The 20937-nt window shown below is 41.6% G+C and carries 21 protein-coding genes; 13 read left to right on the top strand and 8 right to left on the bottom strand.

What is annotated here, in order from left to right; genetic code table 11:
• Positions 1-106: 106 nt before the first annotated feature.
• Complete coding sequence (locus tag FTT94_RS11160; protein ID WP_180170806.1) at positions 107-1072, top strand: TerC family protein; 966 nt, start codon at positions 107-109, stop codon at positions 1070-1072.
• 64 nt (positions 1073-1136) lie between these two features.
• Here FTT94_RS11160 and FTT94_RS11155 read toward each other — a convergent pair whose 3' ends face one another.
• On the bottom strand, positions 1137-1715 hold the full coding sequence (locus tag FTT94_RS11155; RefSeq protein WP_180022824.1) for a nucleotidyltransferase family protein: 579 nt from the start codon (positions 1713-1715) through the stop codon (positions 1137-1139).
• A gap of 266 nt (positions 1716-1981) precedes the next feature.
• On the opposite strand from FTT94_RS11155, the gene guaD reads away from it, so the two are divergent.
• The 3 genes from guaD to FTT94_RS11140 all read left to right on the top strand — a co-directional run bounded on the left by guaD (position 1982) and on the right by FTT94_RS11140 (position 4489).
• Complete coding sequence (guaD, locus tag FTT94_RS11150; protein WP_180170805.1) at positions 1982-3298, top strand: guanine deaminase; 1317 nt, start codon at positions 1982-1984, stop codon at positions 3296-3298.
• Positions 3299-3523: 225 nt separating this feature from the next.
• Positions 3524-4051: a hypoxanthine phosphoribosyltransferase gene (gene hpt, locus FTT94_RS11145; protein WP_078194457.1), complete on the top strand. Its 528-nt coding sequence runs from the start codon at positions 3524-3526 to the stop codon at positions 4049-4051.
• A 180-nt stretch (positions 4052-4231) separates the two neighbouring features.
• Complete coding sequence (locus tag FTT94_RS11140) at positions 4232-4489, top strand: GlsB/YeaQ/YmgE family stress response membrane protein (protein ID WP_180027157.1); 258 nt, start codon at positions 4232-4234, stop codon at positions 4487-4489.
• A gap of 81 nt (positions 4490-4570) precedes the next feature.
• Here the strand turns inward: FTT94_RS11140 and FTT94_RS11135 are convergent, their stop codons facing one another.
• The gene (locus tag FTT94_RS11135; protein ID WP_180118273.1) at positions 4571-5269 is read right to left on the bottom strand and encodes a DsbC family protein; all 699 of its coding nucleotides are present in this window, start codon (positions 5267-5269) and stop codon (positions 4571-4573) included.
• A 113-nt stretch (positions 5270-5382) separates the two neighbouring features.
• Complete coding sequence (gene dmeF / locus FTT94_RS11130; protein ID WP_180170804.1) at positions 5383-6327, bottom strand: CDF family Co(II)/Ni(II) efflux transporter DmeF; 945 nt, start codon at positions 6325-6327, stop codon at positions 5383-5385.
• 56 nt (positions 6328-6383) lie between these two features.
• Here dmeF and FTT94_RS11125 point away from each other — a divergent pair, with 56 nt between their 5' ends.
• The 4 genes from FTT94_RS11125 to FTT94_RS11110 all read left to right on the top strand — a co-directional run bounded on the left by FTT94_RS11125 (position 6384) and on the right by FTT94_RS11110 (position 9246).
• On the top strand, positions 6384-6650 hold the full coding sequence (locus tag FTT94_RS11125; RefSeq protein ID WP_180009138.1) for a metal/formaldehyde-sensitive transcriptional repressor: 267 nt from the start codon (positions 6384-6386) through the stop codon (positions 6648-6650).
• Positions 6651-6765: 115 nt separating this feature from the next.
• On the top strand, positions 6766-7941 hold the full coding sequence (locus FTT94_RS11120) for an MFS transporter (RefSeq protein WP_257231403.1): 1176 nt from the start codon (positions 6766-6768) through the stop codon (positions 7939-7941).
• Positions 7942-8068: 127 nt separating this feature from the next.
• A complete protein-coding gene (locus tag FTT94_RS11115) occupies positions 8069-8851 on the top strand; it encodes a hypothetical protein (protein WP_180170803.1) in 783 nt (260 codons plus the stop codon).
• An 86-nt stretch (positions 8852-8937) separates the two neighbouring features.
• On the top strand, positions 8938-9246 hold the full coding sequence (locus FTT94_RS11110) for a hypothetical protein (protein ID WP_180170802.1): 309 nt from the start codon (positions 8938-8940) through the stop codon (positions 9244-9246).
• Positions 9247-9331: 85 nt separating this feature from the next.
• On the opposite strand, the gene mnmE is transcribed toward FTT94_RS11110, so the two are convergent.
• The 5 genes from mnmE to rpmH form a co-directional block, all read right to left on the bottom strand.
• A complete protein-coding gene (mnmE, locus tag FTT94_RS11105) occupies positions 9332-10687 on the bottom strand; it encodes a tRNA uridine-5-carboxymethylaminomethyl(34) synthesis GTPase MnmE (protein WP_168379513.1) in 1356 nt (451 codons plus the stop codon).
• A gap of 92 nt (positions 10688-10779) precedes the next feature.
• A complete protein-coding gene (gene yidC / locus FTT94_RS11100; protein ID WP_180022819.1) occupies positions 10780-12546 on the bottom strand; it encodes a membrane protein insertase YidC in 1767 nt (588 codons plus the stop codon).
• A 5-nt stretch (positions 12547-12551) separates the two neighbouring features.
• Positions 12552-12872 carry a membrane protein insertion efficiency factor YidD gene (gene yidD, locus FTT94_RS11095; RefSeq protein WP_078189510.1) on the bottom strand — a complete coding sequence of 107 codons (321 nt, stop codon included), beginning with the start codon at positions 12870-12872 and terminating at the stop codon, positions 12552-12554.
• 9 nt (positions 12873-12881) lie between these two features.
• A complete protein-coding gene (gene rnpA / locus FTT94_RS11090; protein ID WP_078189509.1) occupies positions 12882-13274 on the bottom strand; it encodes a ribonuclease P protein component in 393 nt (130 codons plus the stop codon).
• 31 nt (positions 13275-13305) lie between these two features.
• Complete coding sequence (gene rpmH, locus FTT94_RS11085) at positions 13306-13440, bottom strand: 50S ribosomal protein L34 (protein WP_000831329.1); 135 nt, start codon at positions 13438-13440, stop codon at positions 13306-13308.
• Positions 13441-14100: 660 nt separating this feature from the next.
• Here rpmH and dnaA point away from each other — a divergent pair.
• The 5 genes from dnaA to FTT94_RS11060 all read left to right on the top strand — a co-directional run bounded on the left by dnaA (position 14101) and on the right by FTT94_RS11060 (position 20909).
• On the top strand, positions 14101-15486 hold the full coding sequence (gene dnaA / locus FTT94_RS11080) for a chromosomal replication initiator protein DnaA (RefSeq protein ID WP_180170801.1): 1386 nt from the start codon (positions 14101-14103) through the stop codon (positions 15484-15486).
• 108 nt (positions 15487-15594) lie between these two features.
• A complete protein-coding gene (gene dnaN / locus FTT94_RS11075) occupies positions 15595-16743 on the top strand; it encodes a DNA polymerase III subunit beta (RefSeq protein WP_180005503.1) in 1149 nt (382 codons plus the stop codon).
• Between the two features lie 23 nt (positions 16744-16766).
• A complete protein-coding gene (gene recF, locus FTT94_RS11070) occupies positions 16767-17849 on the top strand; it encodes a DNA replication/repair protein RecF (protein WP_180170800.1) in 1083 nt (360 codons plus the stop codon).
• A gap of 43 nt (positions 17850-17892) precedes the next feature.
• Complete coding sequence (gyrB, locus tag FTT94_RS11065; protein WP_180005501.1) at positions 17893-20361, top strand: DNA topoisomerase (ATP-hydrolyzing) subunit B; 2469 nt, start codon at positions 17893-17895, stop codon at positions 20359-20361.
• A 170-nt stretch (positions 20362-20531) separates the two neighbouring features.
• Positions 20532-20909 (top strand): hypothetical protein, encoded by a 378-nt coding sequence (locus FTT94_RS11060; protein WP_180065692.1) that lies wholly within the window; start codon positions 20532-20534, stop codon positions 20907-20909.
• Positions 20910-20937 lie beyond the last annotated feature (28 nt).

Genomic DNA, 20937 nt, shown 5'->3' with positions numbered 1-20937 from the left:
AGTACGATGTAGGCAAGACCTTGATCATGTTGTCTCAGGCGTTTTATTTCGTCTGGCAACTGGTCGAGGTTTTTTTATGGCTGGTTGTTAGATGTGGAGAATACACATGGAAACGATTGGCTCATTATGGCTATATCTGGCATTTTTCGGTTTAGTCACCATCATGCTACTCATCGACTTTTTAGGCTTTAAAAATAACAAAGGCCAAGAAATCAAAGTCAAAACCGCTGCCTATTGGAGTATTGCATGGGTCTCTGTGGCTACCTTATTCGGTGGTGCACTGTGGCTCTACTTACAGCAAACCGCTGGTGTTGCTGTTGCAAATACCAAAGTCATGGAATATTTCGCTGGTTATCTGCTCGAAAAATCACTCGCAATTGATAACGTTTTTGTCTGGCTCATGATCTTTGCTGCCTTTGCCATTCCACCTGCTTTGCAGCGTAAACTGTTGCTCTACGGTGTCCTCGGCGCAATTGTACTGCGTACCATCTTTATTTTTATTGGGGCATGGTTCGTTCAAGAATTCTCTTGGGTGCTGTACTTCTTCGGTGCGTTCTTGGTGTATACCGGCTTTAAATTCCTTAAGGGTTCAGACGAAGACGACAAAGATATCGAAGATATGGCAATTTTGAAGTGGCTACGTAAACACATGCGTATTACCCCTCAAATGCATGAAGATAAATTCTTCGTTCGTCAAAATGGTGTCTTGTGGGCAACGCCGCTCTTTTTAGTGTTGATCTTGGTTGAAGCATCGGACGTGATTTTTGCGGTGGACTCAATCCCAGCAATCTTTGCGGTTACCTCTGACCCGTTTATTGTACTGACTGCAAACTTGATGGCGATTTTGGGTCTACGTGCCATGTTCTTCCTCTTGTCTGGTGCTGCATCGAAAATGCATTACTTACCATATGGTCTGGGCATTATCCTGGTATTTATTGGCGCTAAGATGCTGTTGCTTGATGTGTTCCACATGCCAATTTGGATTTCACTCGGCTTTATTGTGGTGACCTTAACTATCACCGCGTGGTTATCGATCCGACACAGCAAGAAGTACCATGAAACCATGCTTTAAAACACTTAGATGATTAAAAGCCTTCTTTCGAGAAGGCTTTTTTATTCTGTAATAAAGCCATGAGCTAAGCTTCAGGCGTCATCAAGAGTTTGAGTTTCGGCCAGCGTTGTAAAAATTGTTTTTGCTGCACACGCTGCAAAAAAGTCGCCTGACTGACTAAACGTGGGTTCCAACGGACATTTAACTCAAATAAATCATCTAAACCCAAAGGAGCAATCAGCTGTATTTGTTGTTGATCATCCAATTTAACGGCGATGGCAGTGGCAGTTTCTGGCCACAAAGATAGCGCATGCTCAATCGACTTGAGCGCCTGTATCGGCTCGCCATTTTCCAAGCGATACCACTGGTGTACTGTCGCTTGGTTGGTGACATCCCAATGAATGTGAGGAAAATCCAACTGCATCTGCTGTTGAATCCTGTAACCCTGTGTTCCATCATCATGTTCCGCATAATAAATCACATCGACTTCTGTGCCTTCCAGTGCATAGTGTTGTTGATGTCGCTGTGACCAAATCAAATTACGAACCACGCCTGCAGCCAAATAAGCCTGTGTATCTATGGCATACAGGGCATGTAAAATCTGCATGATGCCTTGATGCTGCAATAGGTCATGTTTTAATTGGTCTGAATAACGCATGTACATTAAAGGGTTCATTGTCGTTTTTTAAAGGGCGCTCTTGAGATCAATATAGCAAGCGTTGCGACTCATGGTCTTTATTCATTCATCGATGCAATGTATACAGCTCAATGCTTTTGTATTATTCAAATCAAACACAATGAACAAAAAAACAGAATCACTCATAAACAGCTGTTCTATTTTTTAGAACACATTTTCACAATTACTCTAACGGTATTTTGAACCAAATTGGGCTACAATCAACCGAAAAAATTCTAAACTGCAGGTATGTCATGTCTTCTGTTATCGCATCTACAGCGATCCGTGGTCGCTTTCTAGATATTCAGAATACAGTTGCCCAAGCACGTGAAATTCACGACCAAGTGCGCTATTTCGAAGATGGTTTGCTGATTACGCAAGCCGGAAAAATTCAATGGTTCGGTCCATGGTCTGAGGGACAACACCATCTCCCAGATCAGGTTGAAGTACAGCATTATCCAGATCAATTGATTGTTCCGGGTTTCATCGATACCCACATCCATTATCCACAAACGGAAATGATGGGGGCTTATGGTGAACAGCTACTGGAATGGCTTGATACCTATACCTTTCCAACTGAAATCCAATTTGAAGATCCGGCTTATGCAGAGCAAATTGCACAGTTCTTTGTAAACGAGTTACTCAAAAACGGAACCACAACAGCTCTTGTTTTTTGTACCGTTCATCCACAATCGGTCGATGCTTTATTTAAAGCTGCAGAACAGCATCAGATGCGCTTAATTGCCGGTAAGGTCATGATGGATCGACATGCCCCTGAAGCATTATGTGACACAGCTGAGAGTGGCTACAACGACTCCAAAGTACTCATCGAAAAGTGGCATGGCAAGGGCCGTAACCTGTATGCCATCACGCCTCGTTTTGCCCCAACCTCAACGCCTGAACAATTGGCACGGGCAGGGGAGCTAAAAGCCGAGTATCCTGATGTTTATGTGCATACGCATTTGAGTGAAAATAAAAATGAAATTGCGTGGGTCAAATCATTATTCCCTGAGCAAAAAGGCTATTTAGACGTTTATCATCATTATGGTCTGACCGGATCACGTTCCGTGTTTGCGCACTGCGTGCATTTGGAAGATGCCGAATGGGACTGTATGCATCAGACCAACTCTGCCATTGCGTTTTGTCCAACCTCGAATTTGTTCTTAGGCAGTGGTTTATTTCCATTAAAGAAAACATGGGAAAAACAGGTGAAAGTCGGCTTAGGCACAGACATTGGTGCAGGCACCTCATTTAACCAACTACAAACCATCAATGAAGCCTACAAAGTTCAACAACTTCAAGGCGATAAACTATCCGCATTTGAAGCGCTGTACCATGCCACTTTAGGGGGAGCAAAAGCCTTAGATCTAGAGGACAAACTTGGAAACTTTGATTTGGGCAAAGAAGCAGATTTTGTGGTGCTCGATTTAAAAGCCACTGCGCTACAAGCCCTACGTCAACAACATACCAAAAATCTGGAAGATGCTTTATTTGCCCTCATGCTGATGGGTGATGATCGTAATATCCATGCCACCTATGTGTTTGGACAATGTGCGTATGTCAAAGCATAAAACGGCTCGACCGAGACGAAAAACAGCGTTGAAAATTGGACTGATTGCCGTCGCTTGTTTGTGCTTACTCAAGCGTGACAGCACTTCCAAGAAAAACTGATTACATTTTCAACGGCAAAAAAGATGCATCTGCGAGCCAGATGTATTAAAATTGGTTCATCTTTAGAGGTGTTGCAAGTCAACACCTTTTTTATTTTTTTGATTTGCTTTTTTAGGTATCTACCCATGTCTGTTCAAATGAGCGTACTGATTTCCACTGAAGAAATTCAAGCTAAAGTGAAAGAGCTTGGCGCAAAAATTGATGCACACTATGCTAACAGCGACAAAGAGTTGGTGTTAATCGGTCTTTTACGCGGTTCTGTTATTTTTATGGCTGACCTTTGCCGCGCAATTTCAAAACCGCATGAACTCGACTTCATGACCGTTTCAAGTTATGGCGGTGGGACCGTATCTACTCGTGATGTAAAAATCTTAAAAGACTTAGACGGCGACATTAAAGATAAAGATGTCTTGGTGGTTGAAGATATTATCGATTCAGGAAATACCTTAAGCAAAGTTTTAGAAATTTTACAGACGCGCAATCCAAATTCAATCGAGCTTTGTACTTTGGTTAGCAAGCCTTCACGTCGTGAGATTGAACTCGAAGTGAAATTTTTAGGTTTTGAAGTCGAAGATAAATTTATCGTAGGTTATGGTCTGGACTATGATCAAAAATATCGTCACATTCCATTTATTGGCGAAATTGGTCTCTAAGCAAGATCAGATACTTAAGAGTGGCCGAAGGCCACTTTTTTTTTACTTTTCTTGCTATTTCAGAACAAAAAAACAACAGTTTTTTGCATGTTTAGGCTGTAGCTCAGCTTAGTTTTGATTAAAGATAAAGATTGAACATGTCGTAAAAAACAAATACATGATAACAAAAGGAGAGTTACTATGTGGTCACTCATTGTTGCGATTGTTGTTGGTTTTATTGCTGGTTTAATTGCACGTGCGATCCATCCTGGAGATGACAAAGCGGGTTTCATTATGACCACCCTTCTCGGGATAGCAGGTTCCTTACTTGCGACCTATGGCGGACGTTTATTAGGTCTATATGGAGAAAATTCTGCCGCTGGATTTATCGCATCCGTTATTGGTGCGATTATCGTGTTGTTTATCTATAATCTCGTTACGAAAAAAACCCGTGTCTAGTTTTTTTTATAACGCCATTAAAATACCCGCCTATAGACGGGTATTTTTTTAATTGTACTTTATTCATCGTACAGCTTGAAATTATTTAATCTCTTTTAAAATTGATTCTAATTCAGCAGTCGGGTATGCACCTGTTAAAATCGAACCATTAGCAAACACAATTCCCGGTGTACCATTTAATTTTAAGCTTTTTGCTAATTTTAAATTTCGCTCAATCGGGTTTGCACAGCTTTTCGCTGACTTCGGTTGAATTCCCTTATTGATTAAATTATTCCAGGCCATAGCAGGGTTTGACTCACAAAAAATCTGCTTCGATGGCGCCAACGACTGTGGTTTTATCGCTGTGACAAAAGTATAAATGGTCACATCATTGAGTTTTGCCAGTTCTACTTCAAGCTTCTTACAATATGGGCAATTTGGGTCAGAAAAGATCGCGATTTGGCGCTTCCCATTCCCCCTGACTGTTTTAATCGCATCTTGTAATGGAAGTTTATTCCACTCAGTTTTTTGCTGACTGAGGATCAATTGTTTGGTCAGATTTTTTTGATCTTTTAAACGAATCATAGAACCTGCGATCACATAATCCGCATTTTCACTCAAATACAAAACTTGATCTTCAACAAAGCCACTATATATGCCCGGCATTTCGGTACTTTGAATATTTTCAATTTTTAAACTGGGGTGCTTTTCTGCCAAGAGCTTTTGAACCTGTGCCGCATCTGCTAAAGCAAAAGTCGAAAGGGTGGTACTCAACGCCAACGCACATACTTTTTTCAACATAGACAGAACTTCAACATTTAATTGATTGAGCATTCTAAGCCCTAACGTGTGAAAGTTTTGGGCTTTTTTCAGTTCATTACGCAATAGCTACATGCCGTTTCACGTGGAACATATTAAGCTGCATCAGGTGAATTAATTTCAACAGACACATGTACAATTTCTTCATGAATCGACAGCGCTTGACGCACTTCATCTGCGCTCAATGCCTGACTGGTTTCTAAGGCCACAATACATGAAAACTGACCTTTACCCACTTTCCATACATGTAAATCAGTTACATCGACGTCGACAGGTAATTGCATTAAAATCTCTCGAATCTCATCAACGACAGGGTGATCCATTTCCGCATCCAGTAATGTTTGTCCAGTTTCTTTCATCAGCCCAATGGCCCACTTACCAACAAGTACCGCACCAACAATCCCCAATAGCGCATCTAAAAATCCCCAGCCCATCCATTTTCCAGCAAATAAAGCCACAATCGCCAACACAGAAGTCACCGCATCAGCAACCACATGCATGAAGGCTGCTTTCTGATTGAGGTCGTGATGATGATCATGCTGCTCCTCATGGCTATGATGGTGATGGTGATGGTGATGGTGATGGTGATGGTCATCATGCAATAACCAAGCACAGATCAAGTTCACCACCAGACCTAAAATCGCAATAGGGATTGCTTCGTTATAATGAATTTGGACCGGGTTGAATAAGCGTTCCACCGAATGAAAAGCCATAAATGCAGCAACGACCATCAATAATATCGCGCTGCTATAGCCCGCTAAAATTTCAATTTTCCAAGTTCCAAAGCTAAAACGAGCGTCTTGGGCATAGTGGCGTGCCGCACGATAGGCAAAATAAGCCAAACCTAATGCCAACATATGTGAACTCATATGCCAACCATCAGCCAATAATGCCATCGAATTAAAAATCCATCCGCCAATAACTTCTAACAACATCATGACTGCCGTTAAAATAGTGGCAATTAAGATCCGTTTTTGTGCGAGTGGATTACCTTCATCAAATTGATGATGATGAATTCGGATGGATGGGGAAGTTTTCATTAGGTTCTATGCTTAAATATACTCCCCCATAGTATATTTATTTTCGGGAGAAAGTGTTGAGTCATTTACATCAGGACAAAAAGATTTTAAATCGGGTTAAACGTCTACAAGGTCAGGTCAATGCGGTCGAACTGGCTTTACAGCAACCCGAAGCAGGGTGTATCGAGGTTTTACAACAGGTTGCGGCCATCAAGGGTGCAGTGAATGGATTAATGAATGAATTAATCGAAGCACATTTACGCCATCATGTATTGCCTCAAGATGTTGAAATCAATGAAGCAGAACTGGAAGAATTTGTAAAACTGCTTAAACGCTATGGATAACGTTACAACTGTGATTTGACCATGGAAAACAATCGGCATTAAACTGAGTCCATATATTCTTCTTTCTCATACAGCACAATATTGACCCTATTGGCTGTACCTCTGCGACTTTAAAATGACCACATCTCCCTCTTGGCGACCGTTTATCATGGTGAGCCTTGCACTCTGTATGGGCACTATTGGTACAGCGCTAGCTAGTCCTCTGTATCCCATTTATCAACAACTTTGGGGACTGCTGCCGAGTCATATCACCTATATCTTTGTTGCCTACATGTTTGGTTGCCTAGCGACCTTGCTGTTTTTAGGTCGTACCAGTAACAGTTTTGGTTTTTTAAGAACCCTGCAAATCGGTATGGCGTGCATCATCTTAGGTTTAAGCTTATCAGTGTTTGCCAGTAATGCACTGTGGTTATCTATCGGGCGCTTTATTATCGGGATTGCCTCGGGTTTAATCAGCACCTCAGCCATGCTTGGTTTGGTCTATACCATTCCTGAACCGCATAAAAATAATGCTCCACAGTGGAGTTCAATCATTACCGTGATTGGTTTTGGTCTTGGCCCATTTATTGGTGGAGTGATTGCCCAATTTTCGGAACAGCCTTTAGTCACCCCTTATATCCCTGTGATCTTTGGGGGGGTGGCGTGTTTAATGGGGTTATTTTTTATTCGCACACCGAATTTTGAGCCACAGCCTTTTTCAGTGGCACCACATTTGGAATTGCCTGAAAAGCGTGATCATTCACGATTTTATATCGCTGGACTGACTGCCTTTTGTGCCTTTGGCTCCTTCAGCTTATTTGCATCACTCGCACCCTCTTTCGTCAAAGATGCGATCCCATGGCATGGCCCTTTGGTCAGTGGTAGTGCCATTGCAAGTATCTTGCTGGTTTCCGCTGTCGTGCAATTTATGGCGAAATCGATTCCTTCTGCAAAATGTGTCAATGCCGGCTTAATAGTGTTAATACTGAGCTATGCGCTCCTTGCGCTATGTATGACCCAACACTGGAGTGCATTGTTTTTTATTAGCGATATTTTAGTCGGTGTAGGGCATGGTCTAGGGCTTTTAGGCGCATTTGGCTTAGTTCATCAAATGACCAACAATCAAAACCGTGCTGCGGTGATCTCGACCTATTTGTTTATCGGATATTTAGGAACCATTATTCCAATTATTGCGGCTGGTTATTTATCTGATCATTTTGGCTTGATGGTCGGTGTTTTAGGTTTTTGTATTGGCGTAGGTTTATTGTGTATCGGCTTATTGCTTTGGCACCGTAGTCTGAACACCAATTAACCACGGATCGTATTCAAGAAGCATCTTGTATTAGGTGCTTCTTAAACCCAAAAACAATTAAGAAACCCTATAAAAATCAATCAAATTAAATTAAGATCTTGTGTGATGTGATTCAATAATTTAAAAAATGCTAAAAATTCAATGTCAAATTAACACTGCGGAAAATCAAATCATCGCCAGCAGCGAATACGGGAATATTCACTATATTTTACCCTTTGAATCCTTACCGCAATTAGAAACTTATGATTTTATCGTTTGGGGCTTTTTACCCATTGCCATGCGCCTTGGCATCCCGCTGCATATAGAAGGACCTATTTCAATACAAACCCTCCACTCCGCACGGGAGGTTTCAACTGTCTGGGCCGCTTGGTTACCTGATTTATATCAACCAGTCATGCTCAGTGCTGCATCAATTATCCAAACACCACCGGCATACCAAACCACTCAAAATTTAAGCTTTTTTAGCGGTGGAATTGACTCCACATATAGTACATACAAAGCTTTTCTTGAAAATGGGCAAGACTCTGATTGTCTCACTGTGCATGGAATGGATTATAAATTTGATGACCATGAAAAATTTCAGGCCTTAATGGATCAGACCCATGACTTTAGAAGCCAAGTTTTTAAGCAAAGTCGCGTGGTAAAAACCGATGCTTACACGCTGTACAGTAAATATGGCTGTAACCCTAAAGGTTCGCATGTCACACATATCTTTTCGCTGTTTTCCTGCGCTTCGATTTTTGAACATTACCAGCAATATCGAATTTCAGCCGATTACCGTTTAGATCAACAATTATTCGTTCATCCCTATGGCTCAAATACGGCATCCAACCGATTGATGAAGAACCGATCTGGGGTCTTAATCACCCTCGACGATGATGTCACGCGATCACAAAAACCGCATTTTTAAGCCAATCTGACTTAGATTTACAAACCCTGTCGATTTGTGTGGACTATAGGGCTCGACCAAAAAATTGTGGTCAATGCAGTAAATGTATGCGCACCAAAGCCATGTTTTATGCCACTAGCCCCGAAATTCCCGATATCTTTTTAGATCGTCGCTTTGAAAAACAGTGGTATCAATCCATTCCATTAAGTTCAATAATCAATCGTGCTTTTTTAATTGATATTTTGTCAGCGGTCGAAAAATCCTCGCAACAGCAACAATTTCCAGACTATGCAACACTCAAAGTCAAAGTTGAAGCAGCTTCAAAAAGAGCAGCAATCAATCCTTTTTATGGGATGAAAATAAAAGATGTGCTGAGAACAATCTTTAAAATCATTTTTGGCTCAAACCCACGCTAAACGATGTAAAAAAAGCACGATGTTTTCGAATATCGTGCTTTGGATGGATCTATCCATAGGTGAAATGAGGAGCTCAATCGTTTTATTACTTGCCAATACAGAACGATCCAAAAATCTTCCCTAGCAAATCATCCGCACTGAAATCGCCCGTAATTTCACCTAAGGCATTTTGCGCCAAACGTAGAGACTCGGCTACCAACTCACCCGCATGATAAACCACCAACTGCTCACGTGCTTCTGCAAGATAGCGCTGCGTGCGCTTCATTGCGTCTAAATGGCGTGTTCGAGCAATAAAGGTATCTTCTTCTGGTTGAAAGCCTGCATGCGCTGTAATCGCATCAATAAGCGCTTGAACGCCGGTTTCTTGTTTAGCCGAAACACGAATATGTCGAAAACCGTTTAAATCGGTCATTTCTGCGGTAGATCCCGTCAAATCGCATTTATTACCAATCAGCATCAAACGCTTCGGTTCAATATGATCGGCGAAGTACGCTTGAGCCAATTGTAGTGGATCTTCACCCTGACTTAAGTCATAGACCAAAAGTAACAAGTCAGCTTGCTCAATTTCTTTAATTGCGCGGCGAATCCCTTCTTTTTCGACGATATCACCGGTTTCACGTAAACCAGCGGTATCGGTCAAGGTAATCGGCAAACCATTGAGGCTGATTTTTTCATGTAAGACATCACGTGTCGTACCGGCAATATCCGTCACAATCGCACGTTCCACACCCGCCAAAGCATTGAGTAGAGAAGACTTACCTGCATTAGGTTTGCCGGCAATCACCACTTGTAGACCTTCACGCAGTAGCTGACCTTGACGGGCAGACTGCTGCACAGCATGGACCGAGCTTGCAACTTCATCTAATAAGCCCAAAATCTTACCATCTGCCAAAAAATCGATTTCTTCTTCAGGAAAATCAATCGCTGCTTCCACATGCAAACGCAAATGGATAAGTTTTTCTAGCACCGTATTGACCTTGCTCGAAAAGGCACCTTGTAATGAACGTACCGCAGAACGTGCCGCCGCTTGCGAGGTAGCATCAATCAAGTCGGCAATCGCCTCGGCTTGCACCAAGTCCATTTTGCCATTTTCAAAGGCGCGCATCGAAAATTCGCCCGCTTTCGCAGCAATAGCACCTAATTCTAGCAACCGCGCCAATAATGCATTTTGAATAACGGGTCCGCCATGACCTTGAAGTTCCACCACATCCTCCCCCGTAAAAGAGTGCGGATTCGGAAAGCAAATCACCAAACCTTCATCCATGATTTCATTGGATGCATCATAAAACTTACGGAAACCAGCAAAACGAGCTTGAGGCAGGGATTTCTGCGTTAATGCTTCTGCAATGGCATAAGATTTGGGACCAGACAGGCGAATCACGCCGACACCACCACGACCCGGCGGTGTGGCAATTGCTGCGATGGTGGTTCGGTTTAACATAAAATTCACCTAAAAATTTTCAAACGACAGATAAAGAAAAATCCGCTTAAGATTACCATCTTAAGCGGATTTATTCAGCCCATCAGCAATGCTTAGTTTGCTGAGTCAGCCGCTTCTCGTTTTAAACGGTCTTTTTCAACTGATTTGTTAATCAAACCTTGTTGAAGAATAGTAATACTGTTGTTACAGATCCAGTAAAGCACAAGGCCCGCAGGGAAGAACAACATAAATACCGTAAAGATCACTGGCATGATTTTGAAGACTTTCGCCTGCATTGGATCAGCCGGTTGTGGGTTCAAACTTTGCTGAATGAACATGGTCAAGCCCATTAATAGCGGCAAAATAAACCATGGATCCATCGCAGATAAATCTTGAATCCAACCTAACCATGGCGCATGACGTAGTTCAACAGACTCCATCAATACCCAGTACAAAGCAAGGAAGATCGGCATTTGGAGCAATAACGGCAAGCAACCTGATAGTGGGTTCACTTGTTCACGTTTATACAATGCCATCATTTCTTGCGAGAAGCGCATACGGTCTTCACCGAACTCTTCTTTCATGCGTTGCATTTCAGGTGCAATCACACGCATTTTCGCCATAGAGCGGTAGCTCTTCGACGACAATGGCCACAAGATCAGTTTCACCAGAATCGTCAATAGAATAATTGACCAACCCCAGTTACCCACTAAACCGTGGAAAAACTCAAGACCGACAAACAATAATTTCGCAATAGGCCATAACCAACCGTAGTCTACAGTTTGGTTTAAACCAACCGCCAATTCTTTTAATTCAGATTGGATTTTTGGACCTGAATAGAACGTTGCATCTACTTCTGCCACAGTTCCTGCAGGAACATTGATTGCAGGTGAAGTGAACTGAATAATGTTCATATCATCGGTAGATTTACGTGACTCAAGTTTCGCAGCATAAGGTTGACCATTGGCTTGCGTTAATTTGATCTGTCCAGGAATCCACGCACTCACGAAGTAATGCTGAACCATTGCAACCCAACCGCCAGTTGCTTCAACATTCAATTTTTCTTCATTGAAGTTAGCAAATTTAAGTTTGTTGTAATGTTCTTCAGGCGAACCCCATGCACCACCAAGGAATGTACCTAAAGTGAAAATACCTTGATCAGATTTACCTGGATCTTCAGAGTTGTCGCGTTTAAGCTGACCAAACATCTGACCTTGCCAGTTCTGAGCACTGCGGTTCACGATTTTATGATTCACGACAACAGGGTATTCACCTTCAGTGAAGTTAAAGGTTTTAATAACCTCTACACCATCTGCTGTTTTATAAACCATTGGTACTGACAAAACTTTTGCTGTTTGGCCATCTTTACCCTTCACAGCTTTTGCGTCATTCAACGTATATGAAGATTTTTCAATCTCATAGGTTGGACGTCCTTTCGGATTGCTGTCAGGGCCATTAAGACCAATTAAGCCAGACTGAGCAACATAAGTACGTTTTGCATCGCTTTCAAGCATTACAAACGGTTCGTCGCTGTCTTTATTTTTGTCATGATTGAGTAATTCAATACGAACAATATCGCCACCCTTTGGATTAATCCAAAGATGGTAAAGGTCAGTTTGTACTGAAATTAACTGTTGACTAACAGGTGCAGTGGCATCTGTTGTTTGTTGTGTAGCAGCATTATTTGCTTGCGGCACATCAGTAGCAGCCGTAGCTGTCTGGCCATTTGGTAAATCGGCAGATACTTCATGCGTTACCACCGCAGCATTTTGCTGAGGTTTTTGTTCCGCATTTCCATAATCTTTCTGCCAAGCCAAAATGAGCAAATATGCGACAACAAACATGGCCCCTAGAATTGCAATCCTGGCCCATTGTTGCATAGGTATTACCCCAAATGGTTAGAGTGATTTTGGTTCAATAAACGTTCACGAAAGGGTACAGCAACGTGAAGCGTTTGAGAATCTATTTGCTGAAATGAAATAAAACGAATTGCTTTTGATGGAACAGGATCATAGCCTGAACCGCCCCAAGGATGACAACGGCAAATACGCTGAACAGCTAGACACACTCCACGTACAGCACCATGTTGATGGACTGCTTCCAAAGAATATTGAGAACATGTTGGAATATAACGACAGCGTGGTCCCAATAAAGGACTAATCGCAATCTGATAGAAACGAATAAGCCAATGCAGTAAACGAACCATTGGTCATCTCTACGCTTGTGGGGAGGTAGCTATTTTTTTATGCTTATTTGCAAGGCGCTGCAATTTTTGCCAAGCAAATTGTAATTGCTGATGCAACTCTGCATTCGGTACCGCCTCTATGCCCATTTTTGGCATAACGACAATATCTAATACATTAGACTGCTGTTGATGCAGGCGAAAACTTTCGCGTGCAAGTCGTTTTACTCGATTTCTTTCATGTGCGCGGCGCACTTTTTTCTTAGCAACAACAATACCCAAACGGCTATTCGGCTGTTCGGAGATTTTTGCTAGAAATAAGAAATGGGGTTGATGCACTTTAAAAAGCGCACCATCGAACACACTTTTATAATCGGCAGCACAGTGTATTCGCACATCTGTGCTAAAGCCGTAAAGTGTTGTCATAACACCCAAGTCTTGACAGTCTTAACTGAAATTAAACAGTTAAGCTGTGACGACCTTTTGCACGACGACGCGCTAATACTTGACGGCCAGCTTTAGTAGCCATGCGAGCACGGAAACCATGAACGCGTTTACGTTTCAACTCAGAAGGTTGGAAAGTACGTTTCATATCGAAACTCCACAAATGATCTTTCAGTAAAGGTTCGCGATTTTAGTGCTCATTGCTTGAGCTGTCAATGAAAAACACGCTTTCTTTCAAAATCTAGGCTGTGATATATCAAGATAATATAAGGATTAGAAATCAGTCAGAAAGTTTTAAATTAAAATATCCACAAACTAAATCATTGTATATATTAATTATTTAAGTTATCTTCAAGTTTACTCACAGATTTATCCACAACCTCAAATTTGTGAATTGGTTTTTATGAATTTAAATTTGAATTTAAACCAACCCTCGAGTTATCCCCAGAATGGGTCGATCTTATAAATAAATTCAAATTTTAAAATTTAAATTTATTACTATTAGTGTTGATATTTTCTGTGGAAAACGCATTTTTAGATTTAAAAAACAAATAATTATATTGTGGATAACGATGTTTTTATAATTTTGATAGTTTGTGGATAACTTTGTGCTACAATTTATCCACAGCTTGCGGATAAACTTATCCACACGTGATTTAAATTTAAATTTAAACTCAATTTGCGTTTTTTTGATCGATTTCGACTGATTTGTTCATGACAGATGTGGATAAGATGGTTAGAATGGCTGCCCGCTTAGGCGGGGTTGAATTATTTTTTTACGTACAATGGACTGAAATAGGGGTTTCACATGCTTTGGACAGACTGCTTAACTCGCTTGCGACAAGAGCTTTCAGGAAATGTCTATACAATGTGGATACGCCCACTGGTGGCAGAAGATGCAGGTGATAGTCTAAAACTCTATGCACCGAATCCGTATTGGACGCGCTATATTCAAGAGCACCATTTAGAACTGATTTCAATTTTAGCGGAACAGTTGTCTGAAGGTCGGGTACGTAAAGTTGAGATTTTGGTTGATTCACGGCCTGGTGCAATTTTATCTGCAGCTGAACAACCAGCAACAACCACCGCAGCATTAGAGTCAACACCACAAGTATTGGTACCGACTCGTCCTAAAAAAGAAAAAGAAGAGACGTCTTCAAAAAATAACCGTAAGCGTCAGCTTAACCCATTATTTACCTTTTCCTTGTTTGTTGAAGGCCGTTCCAATCAGATGGCGGCAGAAACCTGTCGTAAAGTCTTGACGCAGCCCGGTGCTTCGCAGCATAACCCGTTATTTTTATATGGACCGACTGGTTTAGGTAAAACCCATTTAATGCAAGCCGTAGGTAATGCATTATTGCAAGCGAAGCCGAATGCACGTGTGATGTACATGACGGCTGAAAGTTTTGTACAAGACTTTGTGAGCTCGCTACAGCAAGGTAAGGTCGAAGAATTTAAGAAAAACTGTCGTTCATTAGATTTGTTATTGGTGGATGATATTCATTTGTTGGCGGGTAAAGAGGCCAGCTTGGTTGAGTTTTTCTATACCTTCAACGCGTTATTAGATGAATCTAAGCAAATCATTTTAACCTCAGATCGTTATCCAAAAGAACTGACTGAACTTGATCCACGTTTGGTTTCACGTTTTTCGTGGGGCTTATCGGTGGGTGTGGAACCACCTGATATTGAAACCCGTATTGAAATTTTACTGAAAAAAGCGGAAAGCAATGGGGTGGAACTTCCACGGAATTGTGCGCTGTTTATTGCTCAACAAGTGGTTGCCAATGTCCGTGAACTAGAAGGTGCGCTGAATAAAGTCGTAGCCATTTCTCGTTTTAAAGGCACCCCAATCGATCTAGATGTGGTGCGTGAATCGTTAAAAGATGTGTTGGCAATTCGTGCGCGCACCATCAGTACTGAAAACATTCAGCGTGTGGTGAGTGAATATTTCCGTATTCCATTGAAAGAATTGGTTGGTCCAAAACGTACACGTATTTATGCACGTCCACGTCAGTTGGCTATGGGGCTAGCACGTGAACTGACAGGGGATAGTTTCCCTGAAATTGGTATGGCTTTTGGTAATCGTGACCACAGTACTGTGATGCATGCCTGTGAAAAAGTACAAAGCCTGCGTGAAGAAGATCCAATCTTCAATGAGGACTATAAAAACTTGCAACGTCTGCTGCAAAGTTAAGTCTTTTCGTTCAAATTCTGTTCTTGCAATGCGGTATATTCTGCCGCATAGTACACTGCTAAAAAATTAATTTATTTTGTCTATCTTCAGTTTTTAGAGGAATGTATCGTGCGTTTAAAAATCGCGAAAGAAAGCTTACTGAATGTACTATCACATGTCGTAGGAGCGGTTGAACGTCGCCATACCTTAAATATTTTATCCAATGTAAAAGTACAGGTAACTGAGCAAGCTTTGACCATTACCGGTTCAGATCTTGAAGTTGAACTGGTTGCAAGCACACCACTTACTGAAGGTGCATGTTTACAAGCAGGAGTGACGACTGTTCCTGCACGTAAATTGATGGATATCTGTAAATCATTACCGTCAGCGGCATTGATTGATTTGCAAATTACTGAAGATCAACGTTGTATTTTAAAATCTGGCAACAGTCGTTTTGTATTGGGTACTTTGCCTGCAGAAGACTATCCATTATTAACCACTGAAAATACTCAAGGCACTCAAGTCGGTGTGACTCAACGTGAGTTAAAGCGTTTATTTGAAAAAACGTCTTTTGCCATGGCGGTTCAAGATGTGCGTTTTTATTTGACGGGTACTTTGCTTGAAATTGATGAAAATCAATTGCGTGCAGTAACGACCGATGGTCACCGTTTAGCGATGTGTGAAACAGTGGCAAGCTCGAATGCGACACAAGCAATGCAAGCGATTGTTCCACGTAAAGCTGTAGGTGAATTGCAGCGTCTATTGAGTGTTGAAGACGAGCAATTATCGTTGTTGATTGGTCGTGAATTATTAAATGTAACGATTACCATTGCCAGCCGTGATAAAGAGCAGGGTGATATTACCGTACGTTTCACCACAAAATTGATCGATGGTAAATTCCCTGACTACCGCCGTGTGATTCCACGTGGTGGTGATAAAAATGTGCGCATTGCACATGATGTATTTAAACAATCACTACAACGTGTGGCGATTTTAAGTAATGAAAAATTGCGCGGCGTATTCTTGAAGTTTGATGCGGACACTTTACAACTTCGTGCCAATAACCCTGAGCAAGATGAAGCTATCGAAGATCTCGCAATTCAATATGCTGATGCACCGATGGAAATGTCATTCAATGCACAGTACTTATTGGAAGTTCTGAATGTATTGGATGGTGATGATGTTGCAATGACCATGACAGAAGCCAACCAATCTGTATTGGTACAAGATCCACAACAACAAGATCAAACCTATGTTGTGATGCCAATGCGTGTTTAATTCGGACTGACGTCTCAATTATTATGCATATCACGCGTTTACATGTAGAACGTGTTCGAAATTTAAAGACGGTTGCACTCTCTGGGTTGCAACCGTTTAATGTCTTTTATGGGCAAAATGGTTCAGGCAAAACTTCTGTATTAGAAGCAGTACATTTGCTGGCAACTGGACGTTCTTTTCGAACCCATATTCCGAAAAATTATATTCAAAATAACAGCCCTGACGCTGTCGTCTTTGCGCAGTCTGCAACAGACCGCATTGGTATGCAAAAAATGCAGTCGGGCGAGCAAGTGATAAAAATCAATGGCGACCTTGTGGGGACACAAGGGCAGTTGGCCAAGATTTTACCGCTACAACTCATCGATCCACAAAGTACCGATATTATTGATCATGGTGCGAAGCCACGACGTCAACTTTTAGATTGGTTGATGTTCCACGTGGAACCGGAGTTTTACCATGCATGGCAATATTATGCACGGGCATTAAAACAGCGGAATAGTTTGCTGAAATCACGACGTCATTTGAGTCTGTCTGACTTAGAACCGTGGAACAAAATGCTCAGTGATTATGGTGAGATATTACATAGTCTGCGCAGTAATGTGGTGGAACAGTGGATTCGATATTTTCAACAAGATCTAGAAGCCTTATTGCCTGATTTAACAGTGACACTGGAATACAATGCAGGCTTTCATGCCGAAACAGGGCTGTTGAATGATCTGACCAATCAGCATTTTAAAGACTGCGAGCGTGGCTATACCGAGTATGGTCCGCACCGTGCAGATTTAAGGTTAAAAACCGCTATGGGGGATGCAGATGTTGTACTCTCTCGTGGGCAAAAAAAGTTATTGATCATGGCGTTAAAACTGTCACAGATTGCAATGCTACATGCTTGTAATAAGGAAACTGTGGTATTATTAGATGATCTGACAGCAGAATTAGATTTAACCGCACAACAGCGTTTAATTGAGCGTTTAAGCCATCTTGGTAGTCAAGTTTTTATTACCACTTTAGACCATGATTCAGTGCAAAAACACTTACATGATTTATCTATTTCTTATCAATTATTCAAAGTTGAAAATGGTACGGTGCAGGCTGTTGTGCAATGAAATACCACCTTTGGATAGACCTATTTTTCACTAGGGAGAAACCATGAGTTCAGAAGATCAAGCTGCTTCTCAAACAGAACAAACCATAGAAAAAGCTTATGATTCCTCTAGCATCAAAGTATTACGTGGTCTAGACGCTGTACGTAAGCGTCCGGGCATGTATATTGGTGATACTGACGATGGTACTGGCCTACACCACATGGTGTTTGAAGTTGTCGATAACTCAATTGATGAAGCGTTGGCAGGTCATTGTGACGAGATCAATGTAACCATTCATGAAGATGAATCTGTAAGCGTATCGGATAACGGTCGTGGTATTCCTACCGACATTCACCCAGAAGAAGGTGTTTCTGCAGCAGAAGTGATTTTGACGATTCTGCATGCGGGCGGTAAATTTGACGATAACAGCTATAAAGTTTCAGGCGGTCTACACGGTGTAGGTGTATCCGTGGTGAATGCGCTTTCAAGCAAGCTCGAATTAACCATTCATCGTGCAGGTCAAATCCACCAGCAAGAATATAAACACGGTGATTCCGTGTATCCATTAAAAGTGGTGGGTGAGACAGATCGTACAGGTACACGTGTACGTTTCTGGCCAAGTGCTGAAACCTTCAGTCAAACGATTTTTAATGTCGATATTTTGGCGCGTCGTTTACGTGAATTATCGTTCCTGAATGCAGGTGTGCGAATTGTGCTACGTGACGAACGTATCAATTTAGAGCACGTTTATGACTATGAAGGTGGTTTGTCTGAGTTTGTGAAATATATCAACCAAGGCAAAACTCATCTGAATGATATCTTCCATTTTACCACTCAAGCGGATAATGGCATTGGTGTAGAAGTTGCATTGCAGTGGAACGATTCTTATCAGGAAAATGTTCGTTGCTTTACCAACAACATTCCACAAAAAGATGGCGGTACGCATTTAGCGGGTTTCCGTGCTGCATTAACCCGTGGCTTAAACAGCTACATGGAAAGCGAAAACTTACTCAAAAAAGAGAAAGTGGCGGTTTCTGGTGATGATGCACGTGAAGGTTTAACTGCGATTGTTTCGGTGAAAGTGCCTGATCCAAAATTCTCTTCGCAAACCAAAGAAAAATTGGTGTCGAGCGAAGTGAAAACTGCGGTTGAGCAAGCCATGAATAAATCGTTCTCTGAATATCTTTTAGAGAACCCACAAGCCGCTAAATCGATTGCAGGCAAGATTATTGATGCAGCACGTGCGCGTGATGCAGCACGTAAAGCACGTGAAATGACACGTCGTAAGAGTGCGCTGGATATTGCTGGTTTGCCAGGTAAATTGGCCGATTGTCAGGAAAAAGATCCTGCATTGTCTGAACTTTACTTAGTCGAAGGTGACTCTGCGGGCGGTTCTGCAAAACAAGGCCGTAACCGTAAGATGCAAGCGATTTTGCCGCTGAAAGGTAAAATCCTCAACGTGGAACGTGCACGTTTTGACAAGATGATTTCTTCTCAAGAAGTGGGAACATTGATTACCGCTTTAGGCTGTGGTATTGGCCGTGAGGAATATAACCCAGACAAACTGCGTTATCACAAAATCATCATCATGACCGATGCCGACGTCGATGGTTCGCACATTCGTACGCTACTATTGACCTTCTTCTTCCGTCAAATGCCAGAACTTGTGGAACGTGGATATATTTATATTGCACAGCCACCGTTGTATAAGCTGAAAAAAGGCAAGCAAGAACAGTACATTAAAGATAATGATGCACTTGAGACTTACCTGATTTCAAATGCAATTGATGAGCTTGAATTACACATCAGTGCAGAAGCACCTGCCATTCGTGGTGAGGCTTTAGCGGGTGTGATTGCGGATTATCAAACCTCTCAAAAGAGTTTGCATCGTCTGACTGTACGTTATCCTGCAAGTGTGTTGGATGGTTTATTGGCAGTAGAAGGCTTTAAGTTAGATCAAGCAAATAACCAAGACTATGTACAGACTTGGGGTGAGCAACTACGTGCCAATATTGAGAAAACTCAACCAAGCTTACGTCCTGAATTAAGCTTAGAAACGTTTGAGCATGAAGATACTGAAGGCAATAAGTCAGCGACCTATTTCCCGCGTATTACCATCTATGTTCATAATTTACCGCACCAATACTTGTTAGATTCAGGTCTATTGGGTTCAGGTGAATATGCGCGTTTACTCAAAAATTCGAAGAGTTGGTTCACCTTATTGGAAGAAGGTGCTTACCTACAAAAAGGCGAGCGCAAAATTCCAGTGAGCAGCTTCCATCAGGTTTGGCAAAACATCTTACAAGACTCACGCCGTGGCATGATGATTCAGCGCTATAAAGGTTTGGGTGAGATGAATGCTGAACAGCTTTGGGAAACTACGATGGATCCTGAGAACCGTAACATGCTGCAAGTAACGGTACAGGATGCGATTGAAGCTGATCGTATGTTCTCTTGCTTGATGGGTGATGATGTGGAACCACGTCGTGCTTTCATTGAAGAAAATGCGTTAAATGCGGATATTGATGCCTAAATTCTGATTACAGAATCATTCAAAAAAGCACTCTTCGGAGTGCTTTTTTTTGTGCTATCTTAAATAAAATTGAATATTAAATCGCCAATTTGTGTTTTATAAAATTGACTTATTCTGATGCTAAGCTCAAATCTATTTGAACTTAGCAGCTAAAAATAAGAGGTCTATATATGATGGACAATCAACTTGAACACATTCGTGACATCTGGGTAAATGCATTTTTTACCGGAAATTATACTGTTTTAGCCGAATACGAAGATGAGCACTTTAAGGTGGTTTATGAGCAAGACGGGCGTGTCGAAAGTAATTATGTCCGCTATGAACGTATTGCACATGCAGTGAAAAATGGGGTTTGGAAACCACAAAAACCAGACGTAGAATTTGAAGAATATGAGTTTAATCGTGACCAAACGGAGTGCAAAATTTTAATTGGTTTAGCTGAAACACAGCAGCAAATACAGGAAATCTGGCATTTTGATCAAAGCTGGAAAATACAAGAATTACGCTTTTTAAAGGCAAAAAAAGCCCATCCTTCTGCCTTATCTTAAACAATAAAAAGTTTAAATTGATGTAGTC

It is taken from the genome of Acinetobacter sp. YH12027, assembly GCF_013420085.1.
GTDB classification, from domain to species: domain Bacteria; phylum Pseudomonadota; class Gammaproteobacteria; order Pseudomonadales; family Moraxellaceae; genus Acinetobacter; species Acinetobacter amyesii.
The sequence above is the reverse complement of the archived record's forward strand: the minus strand, read 5'-3'. Positions and strand labels throughout refer to the sequence as shown.